General features: G+C 74.6%; 26 protein-coding genes. 14 read left to right on the top strand and 12 right to left on the bottom strand.

The features are described from left to right. Positions 1-65 precede the first annotated feature (65 nt). Complete coding sequence (locus tag ACQP6G_RS03955; RefSeq protein WP_429762902.1) at positions 66-1,121, top strand: YdcF family protein; 1,056 nt, start codon at positions 66-68, stop codon at positions 1,119-1,121. 33 nt (positions 1,122-1,154) lie between these two features. Here ACQP6G_RS03955 and ACQP6G_RS03960 read toward each other — a convergent pair whose 3' ends face one another. Continuing rightward, positions 1,155-1,940: an MmyB family transcriptional regulator gene (locus tag ACQP6G_RS03960; RefSeq protein WP_429762903.1), complete on the bottom strand. Its 786-nt coding sequence runs from the start codon at positions 1,938-1,940 to the stop codon at positions 1,155-1,157. A 115-nt stretch (positions 1,941-2,055) separates the two neighbouring features. Between ACQP6G_RS03960 and ACQP6G_RS03965 the strand changes: the two genes are divergently transcribed. Continuing rightward, positions 2,056-2,409, top strand: coding sequence for a nuclear transport factor 2 family protein (locus ACQP6G_RS03965; RefSeq protein ID WP_429762904.1), 354 nt, complete (start codon positions 2,056-2,058; stop codon positions 2,407-2,409). Between the two features lie 107 nt (positions 2,410-2,516). On the opposite strand, the gene ACQP6G_RS03970 is transcribed toward ACQP6G_RS03965, so the two are convergent. Further along, positions 2,517-4,007, bottom strand: coding sequence for an MFS transporter (locus ACQP6G_RS03970; protein ID WP_429762905.1), 1,491 nt, complete (start codon positions 4,005-4,007; stop codon positions 2,517-2,519). An 85-nt stretch (positions 4,008-4,092) separates the two neighbouring features. On the opposite strand from ACQP6G_RS03970, the gene ACQP6G_RS03975 reads away from it, so the two are divergent. The 4 genes from ACQP6G_RS03975 to glmS all read left to right on the top strand — a co-directional run bounded on the left by ACQP6G_RS03975 (position 4,093) and on the right by glmS (position 7,203). Then, positions 4,093-4,569, top strand: coding sequence for a MarR family winged helix-turn-helix transcriptional regulator (locus tag ACQP6G_RS03975; RefSeq protein WP_429762906.1), 477 nt, complete (start codon positions 4,093-4,095; stop codon positions 4,567-4,569). Positions 4,570-4,740: 171 nt separating this feature from the next. Beyond that, positions 4,741-4,986: a DUF2180 family protein gene (locus tag ACQP6G_RS03980; RefSeq protein ID WP_429762907.1), complete on the top strand. Its 246-nt coding sequence runs from the start codon at positions 4,741-4,743 to the stop codon at positions 4,984-4,986. Between the two features lie 89 nt (positions 4,987-5,075). Continuing rightward, on the top strand, positions 5,076-5,336 hold the full coding sequence (locus ACQP6G_RS03985) for a hypothetical protein (protein WP_429762908.1): 261 nt from the start codon (positions 5,076-5,078) through the stop codon (positions 5,334-5,336). 28 nt (positions 5,337-5,364) lie between these two features. Beyond that, positions 5,365-7,203, top strand: a complete 1,839-nt coding sequence (gene glmS / locus ACQP6G_RS03990) for a glutamine--fructose-6-phosphate transaminase (isomerizing) (RefSeq protein ID WP_429762909.1) — start codon at positions 5,365-5,367, stop codon at positions 7,201-7,203. 39 nt (positions 7,204-7,242) lie between these two features. Here glmS and ACQP6G_RS03995 read toward each other — a convergent pair whose 3' ends face one another. From ACQP6G_RS03995 to ACQP6G_RS04010, 4 genes are all read right to left on the bottom strand, one after another. Further along, positions 7,243-7,659: a VOC family protein gene (locus tag ACQP6G_RS03995; protein ID WP_429762910.1), complete on the bottom strand. Its 417-nt coding sequence runs from the start codon at positions 7,657-7,659 to the stop codon at positions 7,243-7,245. Positions 7,660-7,814: 155 nt separating this feature from the next. After that, complete coding sequence (locus ACQP6G_RS04000) at positions 7,815-8,399, bottom strand: hypothetical protein (protein ID WP_429762911.1); 585 nt, start codon at positions 8,397-8,399, stop codon at positions 7,815-7,817. Positions 8,400-8,523: 124 nt separating this feature from the next. Further along, entirely contained in the window at positions 8,524-9,297 is a 774-nt protein-coding gene (locus ACQP6G_RS04005) for an alpha/beta fold hydrolase (RefSeq protein WP_429762912.1), read from the bottom strand. Positions 9,298-9,299: 2 nt separating this feature from the next. Beyond that, on the bottom strand, positions 9,300-10,547 hold the full coding sequence (locus tag ACQP6G_RS04010; protein ID WP_429762913.1) for an MFS transporter: 1,248 nt from the start codon (positions 10,545-10,547) through the stop codon (positions 9,300-9,302). Between the two features lie 95 nt (positions 10,548-10,642). Between ACQP6G_RS04010 and ACQP6G_RS04015 the strand changes: the two genes are divergently transcribed. Both ACQP6G_RS04015 and ACQP6G_RS04020 read left to right on the top strand, forming a co-directional pair. Then, positions 10,643-11,518 carry a LysR substrate-binding domain-containing protein gene (locus tag ACQP6G_RS04015; RefSeq protein ID WP_429762914.1) on the top strand — a complete coding sequence of 292 codons (876 nt, stop codon included), beginning with the start codon at positions 10,643-10,645 and terminating at the stop codon, positions 11,516-11,518. Between the two features lie 86 nt (positions 11,519-11,604). Further along, on the top strand, positions 11,605-12,867 hold the full coding sequence (locus ACQP6G_RS04020; protein WP_429762915.1) for an MFS transporter: 1,263 nt from the start codon (positions 11,605-11,607) through the stop codon (positions 12,865-12,867). Here ACQP6G_RS04020 and ACQP6G_RS04025 read toward each other — a convergent pair. Next, on the bottom strand, positions 12,836-13,216 hold the full coding sequence (locus ACQP6G_RS04025; protein ID WP_429762916.1) for an ArsR/SmtB family transcription factor: 381 nt from the start codon (positions 13,214-13,216) through the stop codon (positions 12,836-12,838). The genes ACQP6G_RS04020 and ACQP6G_RS04025 overlap by 32 nt on opposite strands. A gap of 85 nt (positions 13,217-13,301) precedes the next feature. Here ACQP6G_RS04025 and ACQP6G_RS04030 point away from each other — a divergent pair, with 85 nt between their 5' ends. Continuing rightward, positions 13,302-14,720 (top strand): FAD-dependent oxidoreductase, encoded by a 1,419-nt coding sequence (locus tag ACQP6G_RS04030; protein WP_429762917.1) that lies wholly within the window; start codon positions 13,302-13,304, stop codon positions 14,718-14,720. A gap of 99 nt (positions 14,721-14,819) precedes the next feature. On the opposite strand, the gene ACQP6G_RS04035 is transcribed toward ACQP6G_RS04030, so the two are convergent. The 5 genes from ACQP6G_RS04035 to ACQP6G_RS04055 form a co-directional block, all read right to left on the bottom strand. After that, positions 14,820-15,254, bottom strand: a complete 435-nt coding sequence (locus tag ACQP6G_RS04035) for an arsenate reductase ArsC (protein WP_429762918.1) — start codon at positions 15,252-15,254, stop codon at positions 14,820-14,822. Positions 15,255-15,306: 52 nt separating this feature from the next. Continuing rightward, the gene (locus ACQP6G_RS04040; protein WP_429762919.1) at positions 15,307-16,152 is read right to left on the bottom strand and encodes a hypothetical protein; all 846 of its coding nucleotides are present in this window, start codon (positions 16,150-16,152) and stop codon (positions 15,307-15,309) included. A gap of 19 nt (positions 16,153-16,171) precedes the next feature. After that, the gene (locus ACQP6G_RS04045) at positions 16,172-16,678 is read right to left on the bottom strand and encodes a nucleoside deaminase (RefSeq protein ID WP_429762920.1); all 507 of its coding nucleotides are present in this window, start codon (positions 16,676-16,678) and stop codon (positions 16,172-16,174) included. A gap of 56 nt (positions 16,679-16,734) precedes the next feature. Next, positions 16,735-18,558, bottom strand: coding sequence for a Na+/H+ antiporter NhaA (gene nhaA, locus ACQP6G_RS04050; protein WP_429762921.1), 1,824 nt, complete (start codon positions 18,556-18,558; stop codon positions 16,735-16,737). Positions 18,559-18,665: 107 nt separating this feature from the next. Continuing rightward, entirely contained in the window at positions 18,666-19,817 is a 1,152-nt protein-coding gene (locus ACQP6G_RS04055) for a GTP-binding protein (protein ID WP_429762922.1), read from the bottom strand. Between the two features lie 100 nt (positions 19,818-19,917). Between ACQP6G_RS04055 and rpmB the strand changes: the two genes are divergently transcribed. The 5 genes from rpmB to ykgO are packed head-to-tail and all read left to right on the top strand — an operon-like array spanning position 19,918 to position 21,038. Then, on the top strand, positions 19,918-20,154 hold the full coding sequence (gene rpmB / locus ACQP6G_RS04060; RefSeq protein ID WP_429730821.1) for a 50S ribosomal protein L28: 237 nt from the start codon (positions 19,918-19,920) through the stop codon (positions 20,152-20,154). After that, the gene (gene rpmG, locus ACQP6G_RS04065; RefSeq protein ID WP_079573907.1) at positions 20,154-20,321 is read left to right on the top strand and encodes a 50S ribosomal protein L33; all 168 of its coding nucleotides are present in this window, start codon (positions 20,154-20,156) and stop codon (positions 20,319-20,321) included. Before rpmB ends, rpmG begins: the two co-directional genes overlap by 1 nt. Next, positions 20,321-20,626 carry a 30S ribosomal protein S14 gene (rpsN, locus tag ACQP6G_RS04070; protein WP_429762923.1) on the top strand — a complete coding sequence of 102 codons (306 nt, stop codon included), beginning with the start codon at positions 20,321-20,323 and terminating at the stop codon, positions 20,624-20,626. Before rpmG ends, rpsN begins: the two co-directional genes overlap by 1 nt. Before the next feature lie 14 nt (positions 20,627-20,640). Continuing rightward, positions 20,641-20,919 (top strand): type B 50S ribosomal protein L31, encoded by a 279-nt coding sequence (locus ACQP6G_RS04075; RefSeq protein ID WP_429762924.1) that lies wholly within the window; start codon positions 20,641-20,643, stop codon positions 20,917-20,919. Continuing rightward, complete coding sequence (gene ykgO / locus ACQP6G_RS04080) at positions 20,916-21,038, top strand: type B 50S ribosomal protein L36 (RefSeq protein ID WP_079573901.1); 123 nt, start codon at positions 20,916-20,918, stop codon at positions 21,036-21,038. The genes ACQP6G_RS04075 and ykgO overlap by 4 nt, the downstream gene beginning before the upstream one ends. The last annotated feature ends 33 nt before the right edge of the window (positions 21,039-21,071 follow it).

Raw genomic sequence — 21,071 nt, forward strand, 5'->3', positions numbered from 1 at the left:
ATCCGACCACGACGCGCCACGCGCACCCAGGCTTTATCGCGGCCGGTCCGCCCTATCCTGCGGACGTGAGTGCCGAGGTCAACGCCACCGTCTGGTCCGTCGTCGTCTCGGCGGTGATCTGCGGCCTGTGGGTCGCCTGGCTGGTGCACTCGCTGCGGGTGGACCGGCGCCGCCTGCGCAACGGGTTCCTCGCCCTCGCCGTCGTCTACACGGGCGTGGGGCTGCTGGGGCAGCTCGTCGCGCTGGTGCCCGGCGGCACCACGGCCATGGGATGGCTCAGCCTCCTCCTGTTCGGCGTCCTCGGCCTGGGGCTGCTGGTGCTGCCCGTCTTCCTGGTGGCCAACGGGCTGACGATGGTGCGCCGCGAGCGCCGCAGCCTCGGCAACCTCCTGTCGCTGCTGGTCGGGGTGGCCATGCTGGCCGCGCCGTTCGTCGCCGCCGCGCCGTTCCTGCTGCGGGTGCCCTGGACCATCGGGCTGGTCGTGGGGCTGGCGATGGGTACGGCGTGGCTCGGGTTCGTGTTCCTGGGGTTCGTGACCCAGACGCTGCTGTACCGCCGGTACGCGGCCCGTGTGCCCGCCCGCGGCGTCATCGTGCTGGGCTCCAAGGTGGTGGGCGGCCGGGTGCCGCCGCTGCTCGCGGCCCGCCTCACGGCCGGTCGGGACGCCGCGGACCGGCTGGGGTCCGACAGCGTCCCGGTGCCGATCGTCCCCTCCGGCGGGCAGGGCGCGGACGAGGACCGGCCGGAGGGCGTCGCGATGGGGGAGTGGCTCGTCGACCGCGGCGTCCCCGCCGACCGCGTGCTCGTCGAGGACCGGGCGCGGACCACCCGCGAGAACCTCACCCTCGGCGTCACCGTCCTGCGCGAGCACGGCACGGAGGGCCCGTACCTCCTCGCGACGAACAACTACCACGCGCCGCGCGCCGCCATGGAGGCGATGGACCTCGGCCTCGACGTGCACGCGGTGGGGGCGCCGACGGCGGGCTACTTCTTCCCCAGCGCCTACCTGCGCGAGTTCGTCGCGGTGCTGCGCCGCCGCCCCGCGGTGCACGTCGTGGCGGCGGCGGGCATCGCCGTCGTGGTGGTCCTGGTGACCGTCGTGGCGGTCGCCGGGGCCTAGGGCCCGTCTCCCCGAGGGGTGGTGCGGCGGGCGTCAGGGGTTCAGGAGCTGCCGGGTGCGGTCGTCGGCAGGCAGGAAGGTCTCAAGGTGGAGACCGTGGAGGGTGACGTCGGAGGCGCCCTCGATCTGGCTGGCCACGCTGAACATCCGGAGCACCTCCCCACCGGCCTCGATCTCCAGCGGGACGACCGGGTCGCCCGACGGTCGGGTGGGGGGCTCGCCGTCGTCGCAGGGGTAGCCGATGACGTCTTCTCGGAGCGCGACCAGGTCGTGGTCGCCGCCGGTGCGGGCGATGCGCTGCTCGAGCTGGTGAAGCAGGTGCTCGCGCCAGGTGGGCAGGTTGCGGATGCGTGGAGCGAGCCCCTGCGGATGCAGGCAGAGTCGGATCACGTTCAGCGGGGGCTCGAGCAGCCTCGGGTCACAGCCGGCGACCAGCGCATCGACGGGTCGATTGGCATCGACCACGTCCCAACGGTCGTCGAGGAGCAACGCCGGGTACGGCGCGTGGGCGTCCAGCAAGGACCGCAACCCGGCCATCACCGGCGCGAGCGCCTCGTCGTCGGTCGCACGGTGCGGGTAACGGGGAGCAAAGCCCCCCGCGAGCAGAAGGCGGTTCTGCTCGCCCATGGGTACCCGCATCACCTCGGCCAGCCGGACGATCATCTCCGGGGTCGGCCGGGATCTTCCGTTCTCGATGAAGCTCACGTGCCGGGTGCTCACCTGCGCCTGGTTGGCGAGCGCGAGCTGGCTCAAGGATCGCAGCTCACGCCAGCGGCGCAGCTCGTTGCCGACCGAGGGAGCCATCACCGTCGAGGTCATGAGAGGAGCGTAGGCAGCACCCGTCGAAGGGCACCATGACCTCAGAGGTCATCGACCGGACGTCCGACGAGCGGCGAACCTTCGGGTGCAACGTCATTCGAGAAGGGAAGACGCCATGAACGAGATCGTGACCCGCTACCTCGACACCTGGAACGCCACCGACACGTCGGCCCGCGCCGAGCTCCTCACCAGCCACTGGGCCGAGGACTGCGCCTACGTCGACCCGCTCGCCGAGGCGCAGGGCCGCGAAGCGGTCGAGACGACCATCCAGGCCGTCCAGGCTCAGTTCCCCGGGTTCGTGTTCACCCCCGTGGGCGACATCGATGCTCACCATCAGCAGGTCCGCTTCCGGTGGGGCCTCGGACCGGCGGGCGAAGAGCCGGTCGTGATCGGCTTCGACGTGCTCGTGGTCGACGCGGACCGGCGCATCCGCGACGTCCGCGGCTTCCTCGACAAGGTTCCCGCCTGACCCCCTCGCCCGACCGATGCCGACAAGGTCCGGTCCCCGGCGCGAGGTCGAGGACCGGACACCTCGGTCGGGTGGCACGGCCGGGGCGTGCGTGGCGCCCTCGCGGCTCAGCCCACCAGGGCGGGCTCGTCGTCGGCGTCGGGGACGGCGGCCAGGTGTCGACCCTCCTCCTGCCCGCTGCGCTGCCGCGGGATGCACAGCACGATCGCCGCGCCGACGGCCGCCGCGACGGCGCCGATGACGAAGCAGAGCTGGAACGCGCCGCCGGTGGGGATGGGTGGCGTGCCCGGCGCCAGCACCGTGGTCCGGCTCGTGAGCACGATCGCCATGACGGCGCCCGCCACGGTGGTGCCGATGGAGCGCATGAGGCTGTTCAGCCCCACGCTCGCGGCCGACTCGGCGGCCGGCACGTTGGTGAGGATGAGCGTGGGCATCGCGGCGTACCCGATCCCGACACCCGCGGACGCCACGCACGAGGCGAGCATGAGCTGCCACGGCGCGTCCATGAGGAAGACGGCGACGACGTAGCCGAGCGCGAGCACGCCCGCGCCGATCGCCATGGTGCTGCGGCCGCCGAGCCGGGTGAGCAGCCGGGACGAGACCGGCGTGAAGAGCATCATCATGAGGCCCGCCGGGGCCATCCACAGGCCCGCCTCGAGGATCGTCTGACCCAGGCCGTAGCCGGTGGCCTCCGGCATCTCGAGGAGCTGCGGCACGACGATGGACTGCGCCATCATGCCGAACCCGATGAGGACGGCGGCGAGGTTGGTCAGCAGCACGGGACGGCGGGCGGTGGTGCGCAGGTCGACCAGCGGGTCGTCGTGGCGCAGCTCGTACCAGCCCCACAGCAGCAGGACGGCGACGCCGCCCACGACCATGCCGAGGGTGCTCGCGGCGCCCCAGCCCCAGTCGTTCCCCTTGGAGACGCCGACGAGGACGCCCACGAGGCCGATCGCCAGCCCGATCGCGCCGACCACGTCGAGGCGGCCGGGGTGGGCGTCGCGCACGTGCGGCACGACCGTCGCGGTGAGGGCCGTCATGACGACGGCGAGGACGACGGAGACCCAGAACAGCATGTGCCAGTCGAAGTCCTGGGCGATCCACGCGGCCAGGGGCAGGCCGAGCGCGCCGCCGACGCCGAGCGTGGCGCTGACGCCCGCGACGGCGGTGTTGCGCAGGTGCGGCGGCGCGATCTCGCGGACCATGCTGATCGCGACGGGGATGTACCCCATCGCGACGCCCTGCAGCACCCGGCCGACCAGCACGGGGCCCACGGAGTCGGAGACGGCGCAGACCAGCGAGCCGACCACCAGCACGGCGGCCGAGACGACGAGCACCGGCTTCTTGCCGTAGAGGTCGGCGAGCCGGCCGGTCACCGGCATCGCGACGCCGCCGCCGAGGAGCGTGGCCGTGACCACCCACGACGCCGTGCTGGCCGACGTCGACAGCAGCTCGGGCAGCTCGCTCTGGATCGGGATGACGAGCGACTGCATGAGCGCGGCGCAGAGGCTGCTGAAGCAGACGACCACGACGACGGCGACGGCCCGCCGATCGGTGCGCGGCGGCGCGTCGGGGGCGGGGGACGGGGAAGAGCTCACGGCACACCTCAAATGTGTAACTTACATAAGACCGTGTGTATGCTACCTGCATATCGACCAGCGTCAACCCTCCGAAGGGATCCCGATGCCGACCGTGACACCGTCGTCCGCGCCGTCGCCCTCGTCGTCCGACCCTGCCGGGCTGACCGACGACCGCCGGGTCGCGGGCCTGCTCTTCCGGCTCGACCTCCACCGCCGCCTCGCGGAGCACCGCAGCCCGCTCGGCACCGCCGACGGTCGCCTCCTGTGGCTGCTCTCCGACGGCCGGCCCCGCACGCTGCGGGAGATCGCCGAGGCGCTGCGGCTCGAGCAGTCCACGGTCAACCGTCAGGTCAACGGGGCGCTCGCGGCCGGGCTGCTGCGGCGGTTCACCGCGCCCGGCCGGTCGGCCCGCCTCCTCGAGCCGACCGAGGAGGGTCTCGCCCGGTTCGAGGAGGCGACCGGTCAGGCGCTCGGCGCGTACGCCGACGGTCTCGCCGTGCTCGGCGCCGACGTGGGCGCCTTCCTCGACCAGCTGGAGCGGTTCGCGGACGCTTACGGGGACGCCGTCCGGGAGGCGTGACGCGCGACCCGGGTGTGACCCAGGTCACCGCGAGCGGGCGGGCGCCGTCCTACCGTGGAGGCATCGATTGGATCACCGCGGGGCCGCCGACGGCCCGGCGCTGACGCCCGCCGACCCTCCTCGACCGGCGCCCGCAGGGCAGGCCGTGACCCGTGGGGAAGGAGGAGTGCGATGAACTGCTACGAGTGCGCCATGCGCGACCGTCGGGAGACGGTGGCGGTGGCGAGCTGCTCCACGTGCGGTGCCGCGGCCTGCGTGGAGCACGTCCGGGTCGGGGCCGCCGTCGTGCACGAGCACTCGCCCGGCAACCCGGCCGACTACCGGCTGCCGGGGCGGAGGCTGTACGACGTGACCTGCGCGCCGCCGGGGTCGGTCACGCCGCAGGAGGCCATGGAGGGCACGGTGCCGGCGAGCTGACGCCGTGACGTCCGTGGCCCTCGGATCAGATCCTGCCCGATTTCGGGCAGGATCTGGCATGTCGGGGCGGCGGGGCGCATGATGTCCCGGTGACCGACGTCGATCTCGTCGCCCGCATCGCGACCTCCACGGGGCTCTCCCCGGCCGAGGCGGAGCGCGTCGTCGAGGACGTCCTCGCCTGGTACCGCGAACCGGTGGAGGAGTACGTCCGGCGTCGGCACGCGTCGCTGCGTACCTATGGGCGCCGCAACGAGGAGATCTACGCGCAGATCGCCGCCGAGCTCCGCGACCGCCTGGTCGCGGCGCCGGAGCTCAGCGAGCGCCAGGTCCGTCGCACCATCTACGGCTGAACACCTACGGCTAGGAGCACCCAGACCCATGTGTGGAATCGTCGGCTACGTCGGCCCCCAGCAGGCAGCACCCGTCCTCGTCGAGGGCCTCACGCGGCTGGAGTACCGCGGCTACGACTCGGCCGGCATCGCCGTGCTCAACCCGCGCTCCAGCGCGCACCCGTCGCGCGTCGTGCGCGCCAAGGGTCGCGTGCGCGACCTCGAGGCCGCCCTGCCCGCGCGCCTCGCCGGCACCGTCGGCATCGGCCACACCCGCTGGGCGACGCACGGCGAGCCGAGCGAGCGCAACGCCCACCCGCACACCTCGTTCGACGGCCGCGTGCACGTGGTGCACAACGGCATCATCGACAACTTCCACGCGCTGCGCTCGCGCCTCACCGCCGACGGCGTCGAGCTCACCTCCGACACGGACACCGAGGTCATCGCGCACCTCGTGGCGCGCGAGCTCGCGGCCGGGCTGGGCTTCGAGGACGCCGTGCGCGCCGCCGTCGCGCAGATCGACGGCACCTACGCCCTCGCGGTGGCCGACGTGCAGAACCCGGACCGCGTCGTCGTCGCGCGCAACGGCTCGCCGCTGCTGCTCGGCGTCGGCGACGGCGAGATGTTCGTGGCCTCGGACGCCGCGGCGATCGTGCGCCACACCAGCCAGGTCGTGCTGCTCGACGACGGCGACTTCGCCTCCGTGACGGCCGACGGGTTCCGCACCTTCACCAACGACGAGGAGCACACGGCGCGCGACGCCGTCACGATCGACCTCACCGTCGAGGAGCTGGAGCTGGGCGGCCACGCCCACTTCATGCACAAGGAGATCCACGAGCAGCCGGAGACGGTGGAGCGGATGCTGTCCGGCCGCCTCGACGACCGGTTCGGCACCGCCAAGCTCGACGGCCTCAACCTGGACCCGCGCGAGATGCGCCGGTTCGCCCGCGTGAAGATCCTCGGCTGCGGCTCCGCGTACTACGTGGGCCAGCTCGGGGCGTCCATGATCGAGGACCTGGCGCGCATCCCGGCCGACGCCGAGCCCGCGAGCGAGTTCCGCTACCGCAACCCGATCATCGAGCCCAGCACCCTGTACGTCGTGGTCAGCCAGTCCGGCGAGACCGCCGACACCCTCTTCGCCGTCCGCGAGGTGCAGCGCAAGGGCGGCACCGTCGTCGGGCTCGTCAACGCCGTCGGGTCCTCCATCGCCCGCGAGGTGGACGGCGGCATCTACCTGCACGCCGGGCCCGAGGTGGCGGTCGCGTCGACCAAGGCGCTCACGCACATGGGCGTCGGGTTCGCGCTGCTCGCGCTGGCGCTGGGCCGCGTGCGCGACCTGTCGTTCGCGGACGGCAAGCGCATCATCGCCGGCCTGCGGGCGATCCCCGGGCAGATCGCGCAGATCCTGGGCGACGAGGAGGACCTGTCCGCCGCGGCGAAGGAGCTCTCCGAGGCGCCGAGCCTGTTCTTCATCGGCCGCGTGCGGGGCTACCCGGTGGCGCGCGAGGGCGCGCAGAAGTTCAAGGAGATCACCTACCGGCACGCCGAGGCGTACCCGACGAGCGAGCTCAAGCACGGGCCGCTCGCGCTCATCAGCCCGGAGCTGCCGACGGTCGCGATCATGCCCGCCGACGACCTGCTCGAGCGCAACATCACCGCCGCGCAGGAGATCCGCGCCCGCGGCGGCGCCGTCGTCGCGATCACGCACCCGGGCGTCGAGCTCGGCGACGCCGCGACGGCGCGCATCGAGGTGCCGCGCAACGAGGTGGAGCTCGACCCGATCCTGCTGACGATCCCCACCCAGCTGCTCGGCTACCACGCGGCCGTCGCCCTCGGCGAGGACGTGGACCGGCCGCGCAACCTCGCGAAGTCCGTCACCGTCGAGTGACGACGACGGCGGGGGTGGTGCGGTGGCTCGCCGTGGAGGTCAGCCGCCGACCTCGTCGAGGAGCTGCCGCACCCCCTCGCCGTCCATCAGGCCGATGACGTTGCCCGCCGGGTCGGTGAACCAGGCGCCGTCGCCGCCCTCCATGAAGCCTCGGGCGACGCCCTTCTCGTCCTGGTCGAAGCCCTCGTAGCGCTCCAGGCTCACGCCCTTCGCGACGAGGTCGTCCACCACCGGGTCGACGTCGTCCACGGCCAGGTGGAAGACGGTGAACGCCGCCGGGGTGTGGTCCTCCTTGGGGTACACGAACACCGGGGAGCTCGTGTCGAGGTGGAGCACCAGGCCCATGCCCTCGTCCAGGGTCGTGACGCGGAGCCCGAGGGTGTCCGCGTAGAAGCTGCGTGCCGCGTCGAGGTCGTCCACCGAGAAGCTGGAGAACCCGCGTCGAGTCGTGACCATCGCCGTTCCACTCCCTTGTGACCGCCGGTCCCCGGGCGTGGGGAGCCGCCACGAGGGTGCCGGACCTCTCCAGGATCCGTCCGTCGTCCCGTCCACGCCGCTGCCCGGACGACCGGGGGCGGGTGAACTTCGGCCGGCCCGTGGCGTCGTCCCGGTCACGCCGGGTCGGGCTGGTCCTCGATCTGCACGGCCTTGAGCTCCGGGGTGAACGCGAACAGGGCCCCGTCCTTCGCGCCCACCCACCAGCGGCCGCACTGGAGCGAGGCGTCCTGCTCCTGGCCGGCGGTCCACCAGTCCGCCTCGAGCGTCGAGCCGGTCCGGTAGTCGTCGGCGGTGAGGGTGCCGCGCGCGGGCTTCGCGACGAGCGGGTGGTCGGCGTCGACGGACGTGCAGTCGGTCGGCAGGGACGTCACCTCGGCGTCCATCGTGAGGATCATCTCGTCGCCGGTGGTGCGGAAGACGCCGCGGACGTCGGAGGCGTCGTCGGGCACCCAGGAGGGCAGCCCCTCGTCGGCCTTGCCGTCCGCGCCGCTGTCGTACGTGAACGCCTTGGTGTGGCCGGAGCTCCGGTCCTGCAGCGCCTCCGAGATGGCGCCGCACGCCGTCGTCGTGACGGCGACGACGGAGGCGAGCGCCAGCACGCCGACGCCGCGGTAGCGGCGCACGGGCGACGTGGTGACGGTCGAGACGTCGGCGCGGTGGGTGCTGCGGTGGTCGTGGTGGTTCTCGTGCTGCGTCATGCCCTCGACGCTACGAACGCGCAGGTGGCGGCGTCGTCGGCCTCGGAGCGGAACCTCGCGGTCGGCGCGTACGACCCGGGGAGGACGCCAGGCTCAGGGCCGGCTCAGGGGTTCGCCGGAGGGATCACCCGAGGAACTCGCGCACCAGCGGCGTCGCGACGGCCTCCCCCTCGTGGAAGTACGCGTGCCGCAGGCCGGGCAGCACCTCGACGTGCGCGCCGGGGATCCGCCGCCCGAGCAGGTCAGCGTTCACCGCGGGGGCGAGCACGTCGTCCGCCCCGTGCAGCACGAGGGTGGGCGCCAGCACCCGCGGCAGGGCGTCCCACGCGTCGTGGCCGTCGCTGGCGCGCAGGTGGTCGCGCCGCGCCGGCGGCGTCATCGACGGGTCGCCCTCGACCGTCGTCGGGCCGGGGTGCGCGGCCAGCCACGCCGGCGTGTACATGAGGTCAAGCAGGGCGCGCCGGGCGGCGCGGCGGTCGGGCTGCACCATGGCGCGGCGCACCTCGAGCGAGCGCTCGACGGCGTGCGCGCCGCCCGGCGTCGTGCAGCCCAGCACGAGCCGCCCGAGCCGGTGCGGATGGTCGACGGCGAACCACTGGGCGACGCGGCCGCCCATCGACGTGCCGTAGACGTCGGCGCGCTCGACGCGTAGGTCGTCGAGGACGGCGGCGACGTCGCCCGCGAGGCGACGCGTGGTGAGCTCGCGGTCCGTGGGGCCGGACGCTCCGGTGCCGCGCCAGTCCAGGGTGATCGTGCGGCGCCCGGCGCCGAGCCCGTCGCGCACCGGGTCCCACCAGTGGTGGGAGTTCGCCTGCCCGGCCAGCAGCACGAGCGGCGGCCCGTCGCCCCGCACCTGGTAGGCGATCTCGGCGGAGTCGTCGGCGATCGCGTGCGGCACGGTCACAGCGTAGGGCGGCGGTCGAGGCGCGCGGCGACCGCGGCGGCGGTGACGGCGATGGCGGTGGTGGTGGTCGCCGTCACGACCACGCCCGCCCAGCCGGCGTCCTCCCAGACGTGCGTCGCGACCGCGCCCATCACGGCGCTGCCCACGTAGTACGCGAAGAGGTAGGCGCTCGACGCCTGCGCGGTGCCGCGCCCCTGCCGGTGCGCGCGGTCCACGGCCCAGCCGCTGACCAGGGAGTGCGCGCAGAAGAAGCCGACGGTGAGGAGGCCGAGCCCGGCGACGACGGCCACGACGGAGGGCGGCACGGTCACCGCGACCCCGGCGGCGAGCAGCACCAGGCCCGCGACGACGGCCGGGCCGCGCCCGCGCCGTCGGGCCAGGAGCTGCGCGACGGACGGCGTGACGATGCCGACCGGGTACGCCAGGTACACGAGCGTCACCGCGTGCCCGAGGGAGAACGGTGGCGCCTCGAGCCGGAACGCGACCGCGTTGTACACGCCGACGAACGTGCCCATGCTCGCGAAGCCGACGGCGCACAGCAGCGCCACGACCGGGTCGCGGAAGGCCGACGCCGTCCCGGTCAGCACGCTGCCGAGCCGCAGCGGCCGCGGCGTGAACCGTGCCGAGCGGGGTACCAGCGCCCACAGGGCGACGGCGGCGAGGAGCGTCGTGACGCTCAGCACCTCGGTGGCCAGCGGCCACCCGCCGAGGGCGGCGAGCGGGCCGGGCACGAGCCGCCCGACCGCGCCGCCCACCGCGGTGCCCGCGATGTAGGCCGCATTGGCGCGGGCGTGCGCGCCCGGGTGCATCTCCTCGCGCAGGTACGCGAGCGCGACGGCGGGCAGGCCGGCCAGCGCCACCCCGGCCAGCCCGCGCAGCACCAGCAGGCTGCCCCAGGTGGGGGCGAAGGCGCTCGCGAGCCCCAGCACGCCCGAGGCGAGCAGCGACCAGCGCATCACCTCGACCCGCCCGAACCGGTCGGCGACCGGGCCGACGGCCAGCAGCGCGACCGCCATCGCCGCCGTCGTCACCGACAGCACCTGCGCGGACGCGCCCGCCGAGACGTCGTAGTGCGCCGCGACCTGGGGCAGCAGCGGCTGCACGTAGTAGAGCAGCGAGAAGTTCGCGAGCCCGCCCGCGGCGAGCCCCAGCAGCGTGCGGCGGTACGCCCGCGACCCGGGGCGGTGGCCCGCGGGCGCGGTGGTGTCGCGCGTCGAGGCGGGCGCGGGCGGAGCGGTGGTCACCGGACCACGATGCGCCCGGCGCTTCGATGCGCCAAATGATCCGGACGCCGGTCGTGATGCCAGAATTGCATCTGTCGGGCCGAGGAAGGGGTGAGATGGACGAGCAGACCCTGCGGGTGTTCCTGTCGCTGTGCGAGACGGAGAGCACCCGCGACACGGCGGCGCTGCTGCGCGTGGACCAGTCGACGGTCTCCCGCGCGCTCGCCCGCCTCGAGGCGGGGCTCGGCGTCGAGCTGTTCCGCCGGCACGGTCGCCGCATCGCGCTCAACCGTGCCGGCGTGAGCTTTCGCGGCGACGCCGCCCGTGTGCTCGACGAGATCGAGGTGGCGCGCCGGCACGTGCGCCAGGAGGTGCTCGGCGCGCGTACCGTGCGGCTCGGCTTCCTGCAGTCCGTGGCGCGGTGGCTGGTGCCGCGCGTCGTGACCGAGCTGCGTCGTGAAGACCCGGACCGTCGCTTCGAGCTGCGCCAGGGCTTCGCGCAGGACCTGTTCGGCTGGCTCGACGACGACGTGCTCGACCTCGCGCTCGTCACGCCCCCGCCGCCCACCCGCACCACGGGCTGGCGGCTGCTGCACGAGCAGGTGCTGTGCGTCGCCGTCCCGCCGGGGCACCGGCTGGCCGGGCGCACGGGCGTAGGCGTGGACGACCTGGCGGGGGAGCGGTTCGTCGCCTTCTCGCGCACCACCGAGCTGCGCGGCGTCGTCGAGGGCATGCTCGGTACGGCCGGCGTCGAGGTGGAGGTCGCGTTCGAGTCCAGCGAGGTCGACACCATCCGCGGCCTCGTCGCCGCGGGGATGGGCGTGGCCGTGCTGCCCCGGCCCGAGCGGCCCGACGCCGCCGATCCCGTCTACGTGCCGCTGGAGCCGCGCACCACCCGGCGGCTCGGCATCGCGTGGGCCGACGTCGCGCGCCCACCGGACGCCGTCACCGTCGTCCGACCGTCGCCGACCGTGGAGCCGCGTCCGTCCTGAGCCCCCAGAAGGTGCGCCACCGCATGGTCGGCGTGGGTGGGCGGCTACCCTGCCGATGGCCCGTCCGCCGACCCTGGAGGTACCCGGTGCTGCCCTCGCCCGACGACTTGCGCACGCTGCAGCGCCGCACGCTGACCGTCGTCGTCGCGAGCCAGGTGCTCGGCGGCGCGGGGCTGGCCGCGGGCGTCACGGTCGGGGCGCTCCTCGCGCAGGAGATGCTCGGCACGGACCGCCTCGCCGGCGTGCCGACCATGCTGTTCACGCTGGGCTCGGCGCTCGCGGCGTTCCTCGTCGGGCGGGTCACGCAGCGGGCGGGCCGCCGGGTGGGCCTGGGGCTGGGCTTCGCCGCCGGCGGCCTGGGCGCGATCGGTGTGGTGGTGGCCGCGGCCCTCGGCGTCGTCCCGCTGCTGCTCGTGTCGCTGTTCGTCTACGGCGCGGGCACGTCCACGAACCTGCAGGCCCGGTACGCGGGTACCGACCTCGCCGCCCCGGACCGCCGCGCGACGGCGGCCAGCGTCGCGATGGTGTCCACCACGCTCGGGGCCGTGGCGGGGCCGAACCTCGTGGAGCCGCTCGGCGTCCTCGCGACGTCGTTCGGGCTGCCCGCGCTCGCGGGCCCGTTCCTGCTCGCGGCCGTCGCCTTCCTCGCCGCCGGCGGCACGCTGTTCGCCTTCCTGCGGCCCGACCCCTTCCTCGTCGCGAAGGAGCTGGCCGGCGCCGCGGACGGCGCGGACGACGGCGCGCCGGCGGGGACGGGCGGCGCTCCGGACGGCGCACGGCGCACCGTGCCTGCGGGCGTCGTCGTCGGCGCGACGGTGATGGTGCTGACGCAGATCGCGATGGTCGCGATCATGACGATGACGCCCGTGCACATGCGCGGCCACGGCCACGACCTGGGCGACGTCGGCCTCGTCATCGGCATCCACGTGGCGGCGATGTTCCTGCCGTCCCTGGTGACGGGCGTCCTGGTCGACAAGGTCGGACGGGTGCCGATGGCGGTCGCGTCGGGGGTGACGCTGCTGCTCGCGGGGATCACCGGCGCCGTCGCGCCGGGCGACTCGATGGTCCTGCTCGTGCTGTCGCTCGCGCTGCTCGGGCTCGGGTGGAACTTCGGCCTCATCGCGGGCACGGCGCTCATCGTCGACGCGACGACGCCCGCCACCCGCGCACGCACCCAGGGCACGGTCGACGTGCTCATCGCGCTCGCCGGCGCAGGCGGGGGCGCGATGTCCGGCGTCGTGATGGCCGGGTCGGGCTACGCCACCCTGGCCCTCGGCGGCGGGGTCCTGTCGCTGCTGCTGATCCCGGTGCTGTTCCTCACGCGGAGGCCGTCGCGGGCGACGGCGTGAGCGAGGAGAGGGAGCGGGCGAGGTCGGCGACGGCGCCCGGCACGGCGCGGTAGTACGCCCAGCGCCCGCGCTGCTCGCGCTCGAGCAGACCCGCCTCGACGAGGATCTTGAGGTGGTGGCTGACGGTCGGCTGCGCCAGGCCGACCGGCTCGGTGAGGTCGCAGACGCACGCCTCGTGGCCCTCGTGCGCGGTGACGATCGACAGGAGCTGCACGCGCGTCGGGTCGGCGAGCGCCTTGAACGTGCGGGCGAGGGCGCGCGCCTCGGTGACGTCCACCGGGGGAGCGGCCGTGCCGCAGCAGCCGCCGTCGGTGGCCACGGGCGCGAGCGGCAGGTCGATCGTCGTCATGCGTCCATCTTGCCACGCATCGAAGAATGTGGATACGTTGTTCCCCGTTCAGTCATCGAAGTTCATCGATACGAGGGAGTGCGAGATGGTCGAGACGGTGCGGGCCGAGCTGCCGGTGGTCGTGATCGGCGCGGGCCCGGTGGGCCTCGCGGCCGCGGCGCACCTGCTGGAGCGCGGCCTGGAGCCCCTGGTGCTGGAGGCCGGCGAGAGCGTCGGCGCGGCCGTCGCGGCGTGGGGGCACGTGCGGCTCTTCTCGCCATGGCGGTACGACGTCGACGCCGCGGCCCGCCGCCTGCTCGAGCCGGCCGGGTGGACGTCGCCCGACGGCGACGCCCTGCCGACCGGCGGCGAGCTCGTCGAGGGCTACCTGGCGCCGCTCGCCGCGACGCCCGAGATCGCGTCCCGGCTGCGCACCGGCACCCGCGTGCTCGCGGTCGCCCGGGACGGGGCGGACAAGACGCGCTCGCTCGGTCGTGAGCGCGCCGGCTACCGGGTGCGGACCGTGGACGCCACGGGCCGCGTCGCCGACGTCCTCGCACGCGCCGTCGTCGACGCCTCCGGCACTTTCTCGACGTCGAACCCGCTCGGCGTCAGCGGCCTGCCCGCGGCCGGAGAGGCCGAGGCCGCGCCGTTCGTCACCGGGCCGCTGCCCGACGTCCTCGGAGCGGACCGGGGCCGGTTCGCCGGCCGGCACACCCTGGTGGTCGGCATGGGCCACTCCGCCGCGAACACCCTGCTGAGCCTGGCGGAGCTGTCGGAGTCGACACCGGGCACCACGGTCACGTGGGCGATCCGCGGCGGCTCCGCGCGCCGCCTGTTCGGCGGCGGCACCGACGACGAGCTCCCCGCGCGGGGGCTGCTCGGCACCCGGCTGCGCGAGGCTGTCGACGCCGGCCGCCTGCGCCTGCTGACCCGCGTCTCGATCGAGCAGCTCGTGCCGAGCGCCGGGTCGGTGCGGGTGCTCGGCACCGCCGAGCACGAGCCGCTGACCCTGGACGTGCACGCGATCGTCAACGCGACCGGGTTCCGCCCCGACCTCGACATGGTGCGCGAGGTGCGCCTCGACCTCGACCCCGTCGTCGAGGCGCCGAGCGCGCTCGCGCCGCTCATCGACCCGAACCAGCACTCCTGCGGCACGGTGCCGCCGCACGGCGAGCAGGTGCTGCGCCACCCGGACGACGGCTTCTACCTCGTCGGCATGAAGTCGTACGGCCGAGCGCCGACGTTCCTGCTGGCCACCGGGTACGAGCAGGTGCGCTCGGTCGCCGCCGCGCTGGCGGGGGACCGTGTGGCCGCCGACGCCGTCGAGCTGGACCTGCCCGCCACCGGCGTGTGCTCCAGCGACCTGGCCCTGGCCGCCGACGGCGAGTCGTCGGCCGGGTCCTGCTGCGGAACCGCGCCGGCCGAGCCGCAGCTCGTCACGCTCGGCGTCGGCGCGCCGGACGGGGTCGGCTTCGCCACCGGCGTCGCCCACGGCCGCTCCGGCGACGACGACAACGCCTGACCAGACACCTGTCGCCACCGCCCCCTTCGAGCAAGGGATCCGTATCGCCAAACGTGCTCTTGGCGGTACGGATCCCTTGCTCGAAGGGGGCGTCGGGGGTCAGTGCGCGACGGGGTCGACGCCGAGGGACGCGAGCAGCGCGAGCACCCGGCGCCGGATCTCGTCGCGGATGGGGCGGACGGCGTCGATGCCCTGGCCGGCGGGGTCGTCGAGCTGCCAGTCCTCGTAGCGCTTGCCGGGGAAGATCGGGCAGGCGTCGCCGCAGCCCATCGTGATCACGACGTCCGACGCCTGCACGGCCTCGGTCGTGAGCACCTTGGGCTGCTCGGCGGTGATGTCGATGCCGGCCTCGGCCATGGCCTCGACGGCGACGGGGTTGATGCGGTCGGCGGGCATCGACCCCGCGGAGCGGACCTCGACCGCGCCGCCGGACAGCGCGCGCAGGAAGCCGGCGGCCATCTGGGAGCGGCCGGCGTTGTGCACGCAGACGAACAGGGCGGACGGCCGGGCGCCGTCGTCGGGGAGGGCGGACATGCCCTCATATTGATCGACGTCGATGCGCGATGCAAGACTCTGGCGCTGGTCCTCAGGACTCCGGCTCCACCGGCCCGTCCTCGCCCACGACCGCCTCGCCGCAGCTGGTCTCCTGCGCGGTGACCACCACGGGATCGTCGGGGCCGGCGTCGTCCGCGACGGTCGCCTCGTCGCCGTTCGACGCGTTCAGCGCCGCGTCGTCCAGGTCCACGAACGTGCGCGTGACCGTGAAGGAGCTGCCGTCGGGCGACGTCGCGTCCAGGCCCGCGAGGCGCAGGGCGCCGTCGACCTCGGTGCACCCGACGCCCGTGCCCTGGCCGGTGAAGCCCTTGTCGAACGTGTAGGGCGCGCCGGCGAGGTTCTGCGTCGCGGCGAGATCGCAGTCGGCGGCGGAGAAGAGCAGCACCTCGCGGCCCGTGTCGACGAGGGCGATCGGGGCAGTGCTGTCCCCGGCCGCCACGACGTTCACGACGGCGGACGCGCGCTGCGGGCTCGCCGAGTCGATCGCGGTCGAGAACGTGGCGCCCGACGCCGTCGTGATCCCGAACCGGCGCTCGGCGCCGCCGGTGAGCCACGCGGTGTCGGCCTCGCCGTCGCCGTCCACGTCGACGACCTCGTGCGTGTCCGCGCCCTCCGGGGTGCCGTCGTCGGTCTCGGCGCAGCCGGCCTCGCCCGTCGTCGTGGGCGAGGCGGACGGGTCGGGGGACGCGGAGGGGGCCTCCGTCGCGGTCGCTGTCGCGGTGGGCGACGGCGACGCGGCGGTCGCGCCGTCGCCGCCGTCGTCCCGCACGACCAGCCACACGACGGCGGCGGCCACCAGGACGACGGCGAGCACGATCGCGCGCCACGTCCACGGGCTGCGGGCGGAGGCCGGACCGGGGGTGGGGGAGTCGCTCATGTTCCCCAGGCAAACACCGTCAGGCGGGGTCGCGCACGCCGTGCAGGCGGGCGTGCAGGCCGCGCACCTCGTCGGCGAGCCCCAGGGCCGGCCCGCGGGTGGGGACGCCGGGCGCGACGTCGCCCACGGGCAGCGGGGTCACCGGCCCGGGCGCCACGCCCCATTCCTGCAGCCACGCGGTGAGCTGGGCGGTGCTCGAGGCGTAGACGATCGGGCCGAGCCCCACCCAGGCGTGCGCCGCGCTGCACATCGCGCAGTGCTCGCCCGACGTGTACGCGGTGGCGCCCGCCCGCTCCTCGGGCGTGAGGTGCACGGCCGCCCAGCGGGCGATCTCCAGCTCGGGGTGGCGGGTCCGGTCGCCGCCGGCGACCCGGTTGCGGTCCTCGAACACGACGGTGCCGCTCGCGTCGACGAGCAGCGAGCCGAAGGGCTCGTCGCCGTCGTCCAGCGCCTCGCGCGCGAGGTCCACGCACCGGCGCAGGTACGGCAGGTCGGCGTCCGTCACGGGCTCCGGTTGGTATCCCATATCCCCATCCTCTCGCACCCGACGACCGGGCGCGGCGGGCCCCGTCGGCCTCGATCTCAGGAACGGCGGCGCAGCGCCGGGTCGTCCTCGTTCGCCTCGAGCGCCGCGATGAGCGTGCGCGCGTCGTGGGGGCCGCGGTGCCGGACGCCGTCGAGGAAGAACGTCGGCGTGCCGCGGGCGCCGGACGCCGCGGCGCTCGCCTCGTCCGCGCGGACCCGGGCGTGCAGGGCCTCGTCCGCCAGGTCGGCGTCGAACCGCTCGAGGTCCAGGCCGAGCGTGGCGGCGTACCCCCGCAGGTCGTCCGGCTCCAGCCGGGACTGGTGGGCGAACAGCTCGTCGTGCATCTCCCAGAACCGGCCCTGCCGGTGCGCGGCCTCGGCGGCGACGGCCGCGAGGTAGGCGTGCGGGTGCACGTCCCGCAGCGGGAGATGCCGCACGACGTACCGCACGCGGTCGCCGAAGTGCTCGCGCAGCTCGGCCCCCATCCCGGTCGCGCGGGCGCAGAACGGGCACTCGAAGTCGAGGTACTCGACGACGGTGTGCGCGGCGTCGACGTCGCCTTTCGCGTGGTCGCGGTCGGGGTCGACGGCGGGGGACAGCGTGACCGGCAGGTCCGCGCTCGCCTCGCCGTACCGCACGCGGGCGACGGTGAAGATCGTCCACCCCAGCAGGGTGGACAGCACCATCGCGATGAGGATGCCGACCGTCGCGGCCTGCCCCGCGGGCGTGCCGTCGAACGCAAGGTCCACCACCAGCAGCGACACGGTGAAGCCGATGCCGGACAGGGCCGCGCCGCCGAGCACGCTGCCCGGGCCCACGCCGTCGGGCAGCCGCCCGAGCCCGGCGCGGACCGCGCCCCACGTGCCGAGGCCGATGCCCACGAGCTTGCCCACGACCAGGCCCGCCACGACCCCCCACGTGATCACCGACCCGAGCGCCGCGCCCAGCGCGCCGCCGCGGAGGTCGATCCCCGCGTTGGCCAGCGCGAACAGCGGCACGACGACGAGCGAGACGGGCCCGCGGAGGACGTCGTGGAGACGGTGGTTGACCGAGATGGACCGGGCCAGCCCGACGCGGGCGTTGCGCGCCACGCTGGCGCTGGGCGACTGCCAGTAGTCGCGGAACAGGCTCTTGGCCTGCAGCACGTCGTCGCGCCGGGTGGCGACGGCGGGCACGAGCAGCCCCGCGAGCATGCCCGCGATCGAGGGGTGGACGCCCGCCTGCACGGTCGCGCCCCAGAGCACCACGACGACGAGCACGTACGGCGAGCTGCGCCACTCGCGCATCCGGCCCAGCAGCCACAGCACGGCGAGCGCGGCGACGGCGACGAGGAGCGGCGCGAGGCGGACCTCCTCGGAGTAGACGACGCCGATGATGCCGACGGCGAGGAAGTCGTCCACCACGGACAGCGTGAGCAGGAAGACGCGCAGCTGGCTCGACATCGCCGGCCCGACCAGCGCGAGCACGCCCAGCAGGAACGCCGTGTCCGTGCCGACGACGACGCCCCAGCCGTGCGGGTCGGCGTGGCCGGCGACGGCGAGGAAGACGAGCGCGGGCACGATCACCCCGAGCGTGCCCGCCACGAGCGGCACGAGGCGCGAGCTGCGCTGCCGCAGCGACCCGATCGCCAGCTCCTGGCGCACCTCGAGGCCGACGACGAAGAAGAACAGCACCATGAGCCCGTCGTTGACCCAGTGGTGCAGGTCCATGTCGAAGCGCAGGTCGCCGACGTCGACGTGGATCGGCAGCTCCCACAGGTGCTCGTACCAGCCGGACAGCGGCGAGTTCGCCCACACGAGCGCCAGCAGCGTCACGCCCACGAGCAGCAGCGCGGCCCCGGACTCGGTGCGCAGCCGTTCGGCGAGCGCGCGTGCGGCCATGCGGGTGCCTCCCGTCCGTCGTGGGTGCGGGTCCGCGAGGAGCCTATGACGACCCCGCGCTCCGGTCGCGGGGACCGGCACGTGGCCCGCGCGGGGAGGAACAGCGCTCAGGCGGTCCGTGTTCCCAGCCAGGGCGCCAGGACGTCCTCGCGACCGAGCCAGCGCAGGCCGCCGTCCGCCACCTCGGCGCCGGTGGCCAGGGCCTCGCCGAAGGCGTCGAGGATGCGGTCGTGCACCTCTCTGGCGTCGCGCGGCTCGCCCGCCCCCACCACGAGGATGCGCGTGACGGGCGGGTGCCCGGCCGCGACCTCGTCCCAGGTGCCGAGGTCCGCGACGCACAGGGCGCCGCCCGCGCCGTCCCACAGGCACGCGGAGTCGGGCCGGTTCGGCACGTGGAAGACGCCCCGGCTGCGCACCGGCCCGGTGCCGAGGTCCTCGACGTGCGCCAGCAGCCGCTCCGGGTGGAAGGGGCGGTCGCTGCGCAGCAGCAGGCTCCAGCTCCGGTCGCGCGGGTCCTTGGCGCGCCGGCGGGCGCCGCGCGCGCCGAGCGGGTGGGCGCGGCGCTCGGCCGCGGCGGGGGCGTGCGAACGGGCGGAGAGCGCGACGGGGTCGAGGTCGTGCAGGCCCTCGACGCGGTGGCTGTCGACGGCGCGCAGCCGGTCGACGAGGCCGCCGCCCGTGGCCGAGGCGCCGGTCGTGACGACCACGTCCACCTGCTCGAGCTGCGCGGCCAGCGCCTCACCGACGGGCCGCTGGTCGTCGTCGGTGAGCGCGAGCCCGCGCTCGTCGACCAGGTCGTCGCCGAGGAGGTCGGACTCCAGGGCGTCGAGGTCGACGACGCCGACCGTCGCGGCGAGCCGGAGGGTCTCGAGCGCCCCGCCCGGCTCGGCCTGCGCCGCCAGGGAGCGCGCCACGGGCAGCGGCTCGGCGGTGACCGGCAGGGCGAGCACGAGGTGGGCCCAGCGACCGTCGTCGGCGAGGCGGGCGAGGGCAGGCACGGCGTCCTCGCGCACGCTGCACGACACGCACGCGTGCTCGAGCGCCACCGTCTCGTCCTCCAGGACGCCGGTCGCGTCGACGACGACGCGGCGCAGCGCGCCGTCGTCCGGGAGCAGGTCGTGGCGCACCACGACGACGTCGGGAGCGCCCAGGGTCAGGCTCGCCGCGGCGGCGTCGCGCAGCACGGGGTCGACGGCGACGAGCACGCTCAGCGCCGGTGCGGCGGGCGTGGCAGGCGCGTGCGGGCGGTCGGGAATCACGAGCACCTCCGGTGGGTTGGGGATGACGGTACTTGAGAACAGTTCTCAAGTCTGTCACTGTAGCGCCCTGATGAGAACCGTTCTCATAATGGAGGTATCGATGTCCGCCCGCTGCCAGGTGCTCGGCACGGTCCCGGGGTTCGGCCACGCGATCTCGCACTCGCACGTGCGGACGAAGCGCCGCTGGGACCCGAACGTCCAGAAGAAGCGCTACTGGGTGCCCTCGCTCGGCCGCACCGTCACGCTGCGGGTGAGCGCCCGGGGCATCAAGACCATCGACCGTGACGGCATCGACGTCGTGGTCGCCAGGATCCAGGCACGAGGAGAGAAGGTCTGATGGCCACCCGCACCGACCTGCGCCCGATCGTCAAGCTCCGCTCGACGGCGGGCACGGGCTTCACGTACGTCACCCGCAAGAACCGCCGCAACGACCCCGACCGGGTCGTGCTGCGCAAGTACGACCCCGTCGTGCGCCGGCACGTCGACTTCCGCGAGGAGCGCTGATGGCCAAGACGTCCAAGATCGCCGCCGACGCGCGCCGCCGCGACGTCGTCGAGCGGTACGCCGCCCGGCGGGCCGAGCTCAAGCGCGTCGTCGCGTCGCCGTCGTCCGCGGCGGAGGAGCGGGCCACGGCCGTCATGGAGCTGCAGCGCCAGCCCCGCGACGCGAGCCGCACCCGCCTGCGCCACCGCGACGTCGTCGACGGCCGCCCACGCGGCTACCTGCGCCGCTTCGGTCTGTCCCGCATCCGTCTGCGCCAGCTGGCGCTGCGGGGCGAGCTGCCCGGCGTCACCAAGTCCAGCTGGTGAGAGGAGACACCACCATGAAGCAGAGCATCCACCCCACCTACGGCCCCGTCGTCTTCCGCGACACCAGCGCCGGCACCGCGTTCCTCACGCGCTCCACGCTGGCGGGGGACGCCGCCTCCGGGCCCGGCCGCCCCGCGCGCACAATCGAGTGGGAGGACGGGAACGCCTACCCCGTGGTCGACGTCGAGATCTCGAGCGCCAGCCACCCGTTCTGGACCGGGGCTGCGCGCGTCGTCGACACCGCGGGCCGCGTCGAGAAGTTCCGTCGGCGCTACGGGCAGGGCGCCCGATGAAGGTCCGGGCCTCGCTGCGGTCGCTGAAGCGCCTGCCGGGCGCCAAGGTCGTCCGCCGCCGCGGCAGGACGTTCGTGATCAACAAGCAGAACCCCCGGTTCAAGGCCCGCCAGGGCTGAGCCGGGGGTTCCCCCAGATCGACCCGACGAGAG

The organism is Isoptericola nanjingensis (assembly GCF_050311635.1).
Taxonomy (GTDB): domain Bacteria; phylum Actinomycetota; class Actinomycetes; order Actinomycetales; family Cellulomonadaceae; genus Isoptericola; species Isoptericola nanjingensis.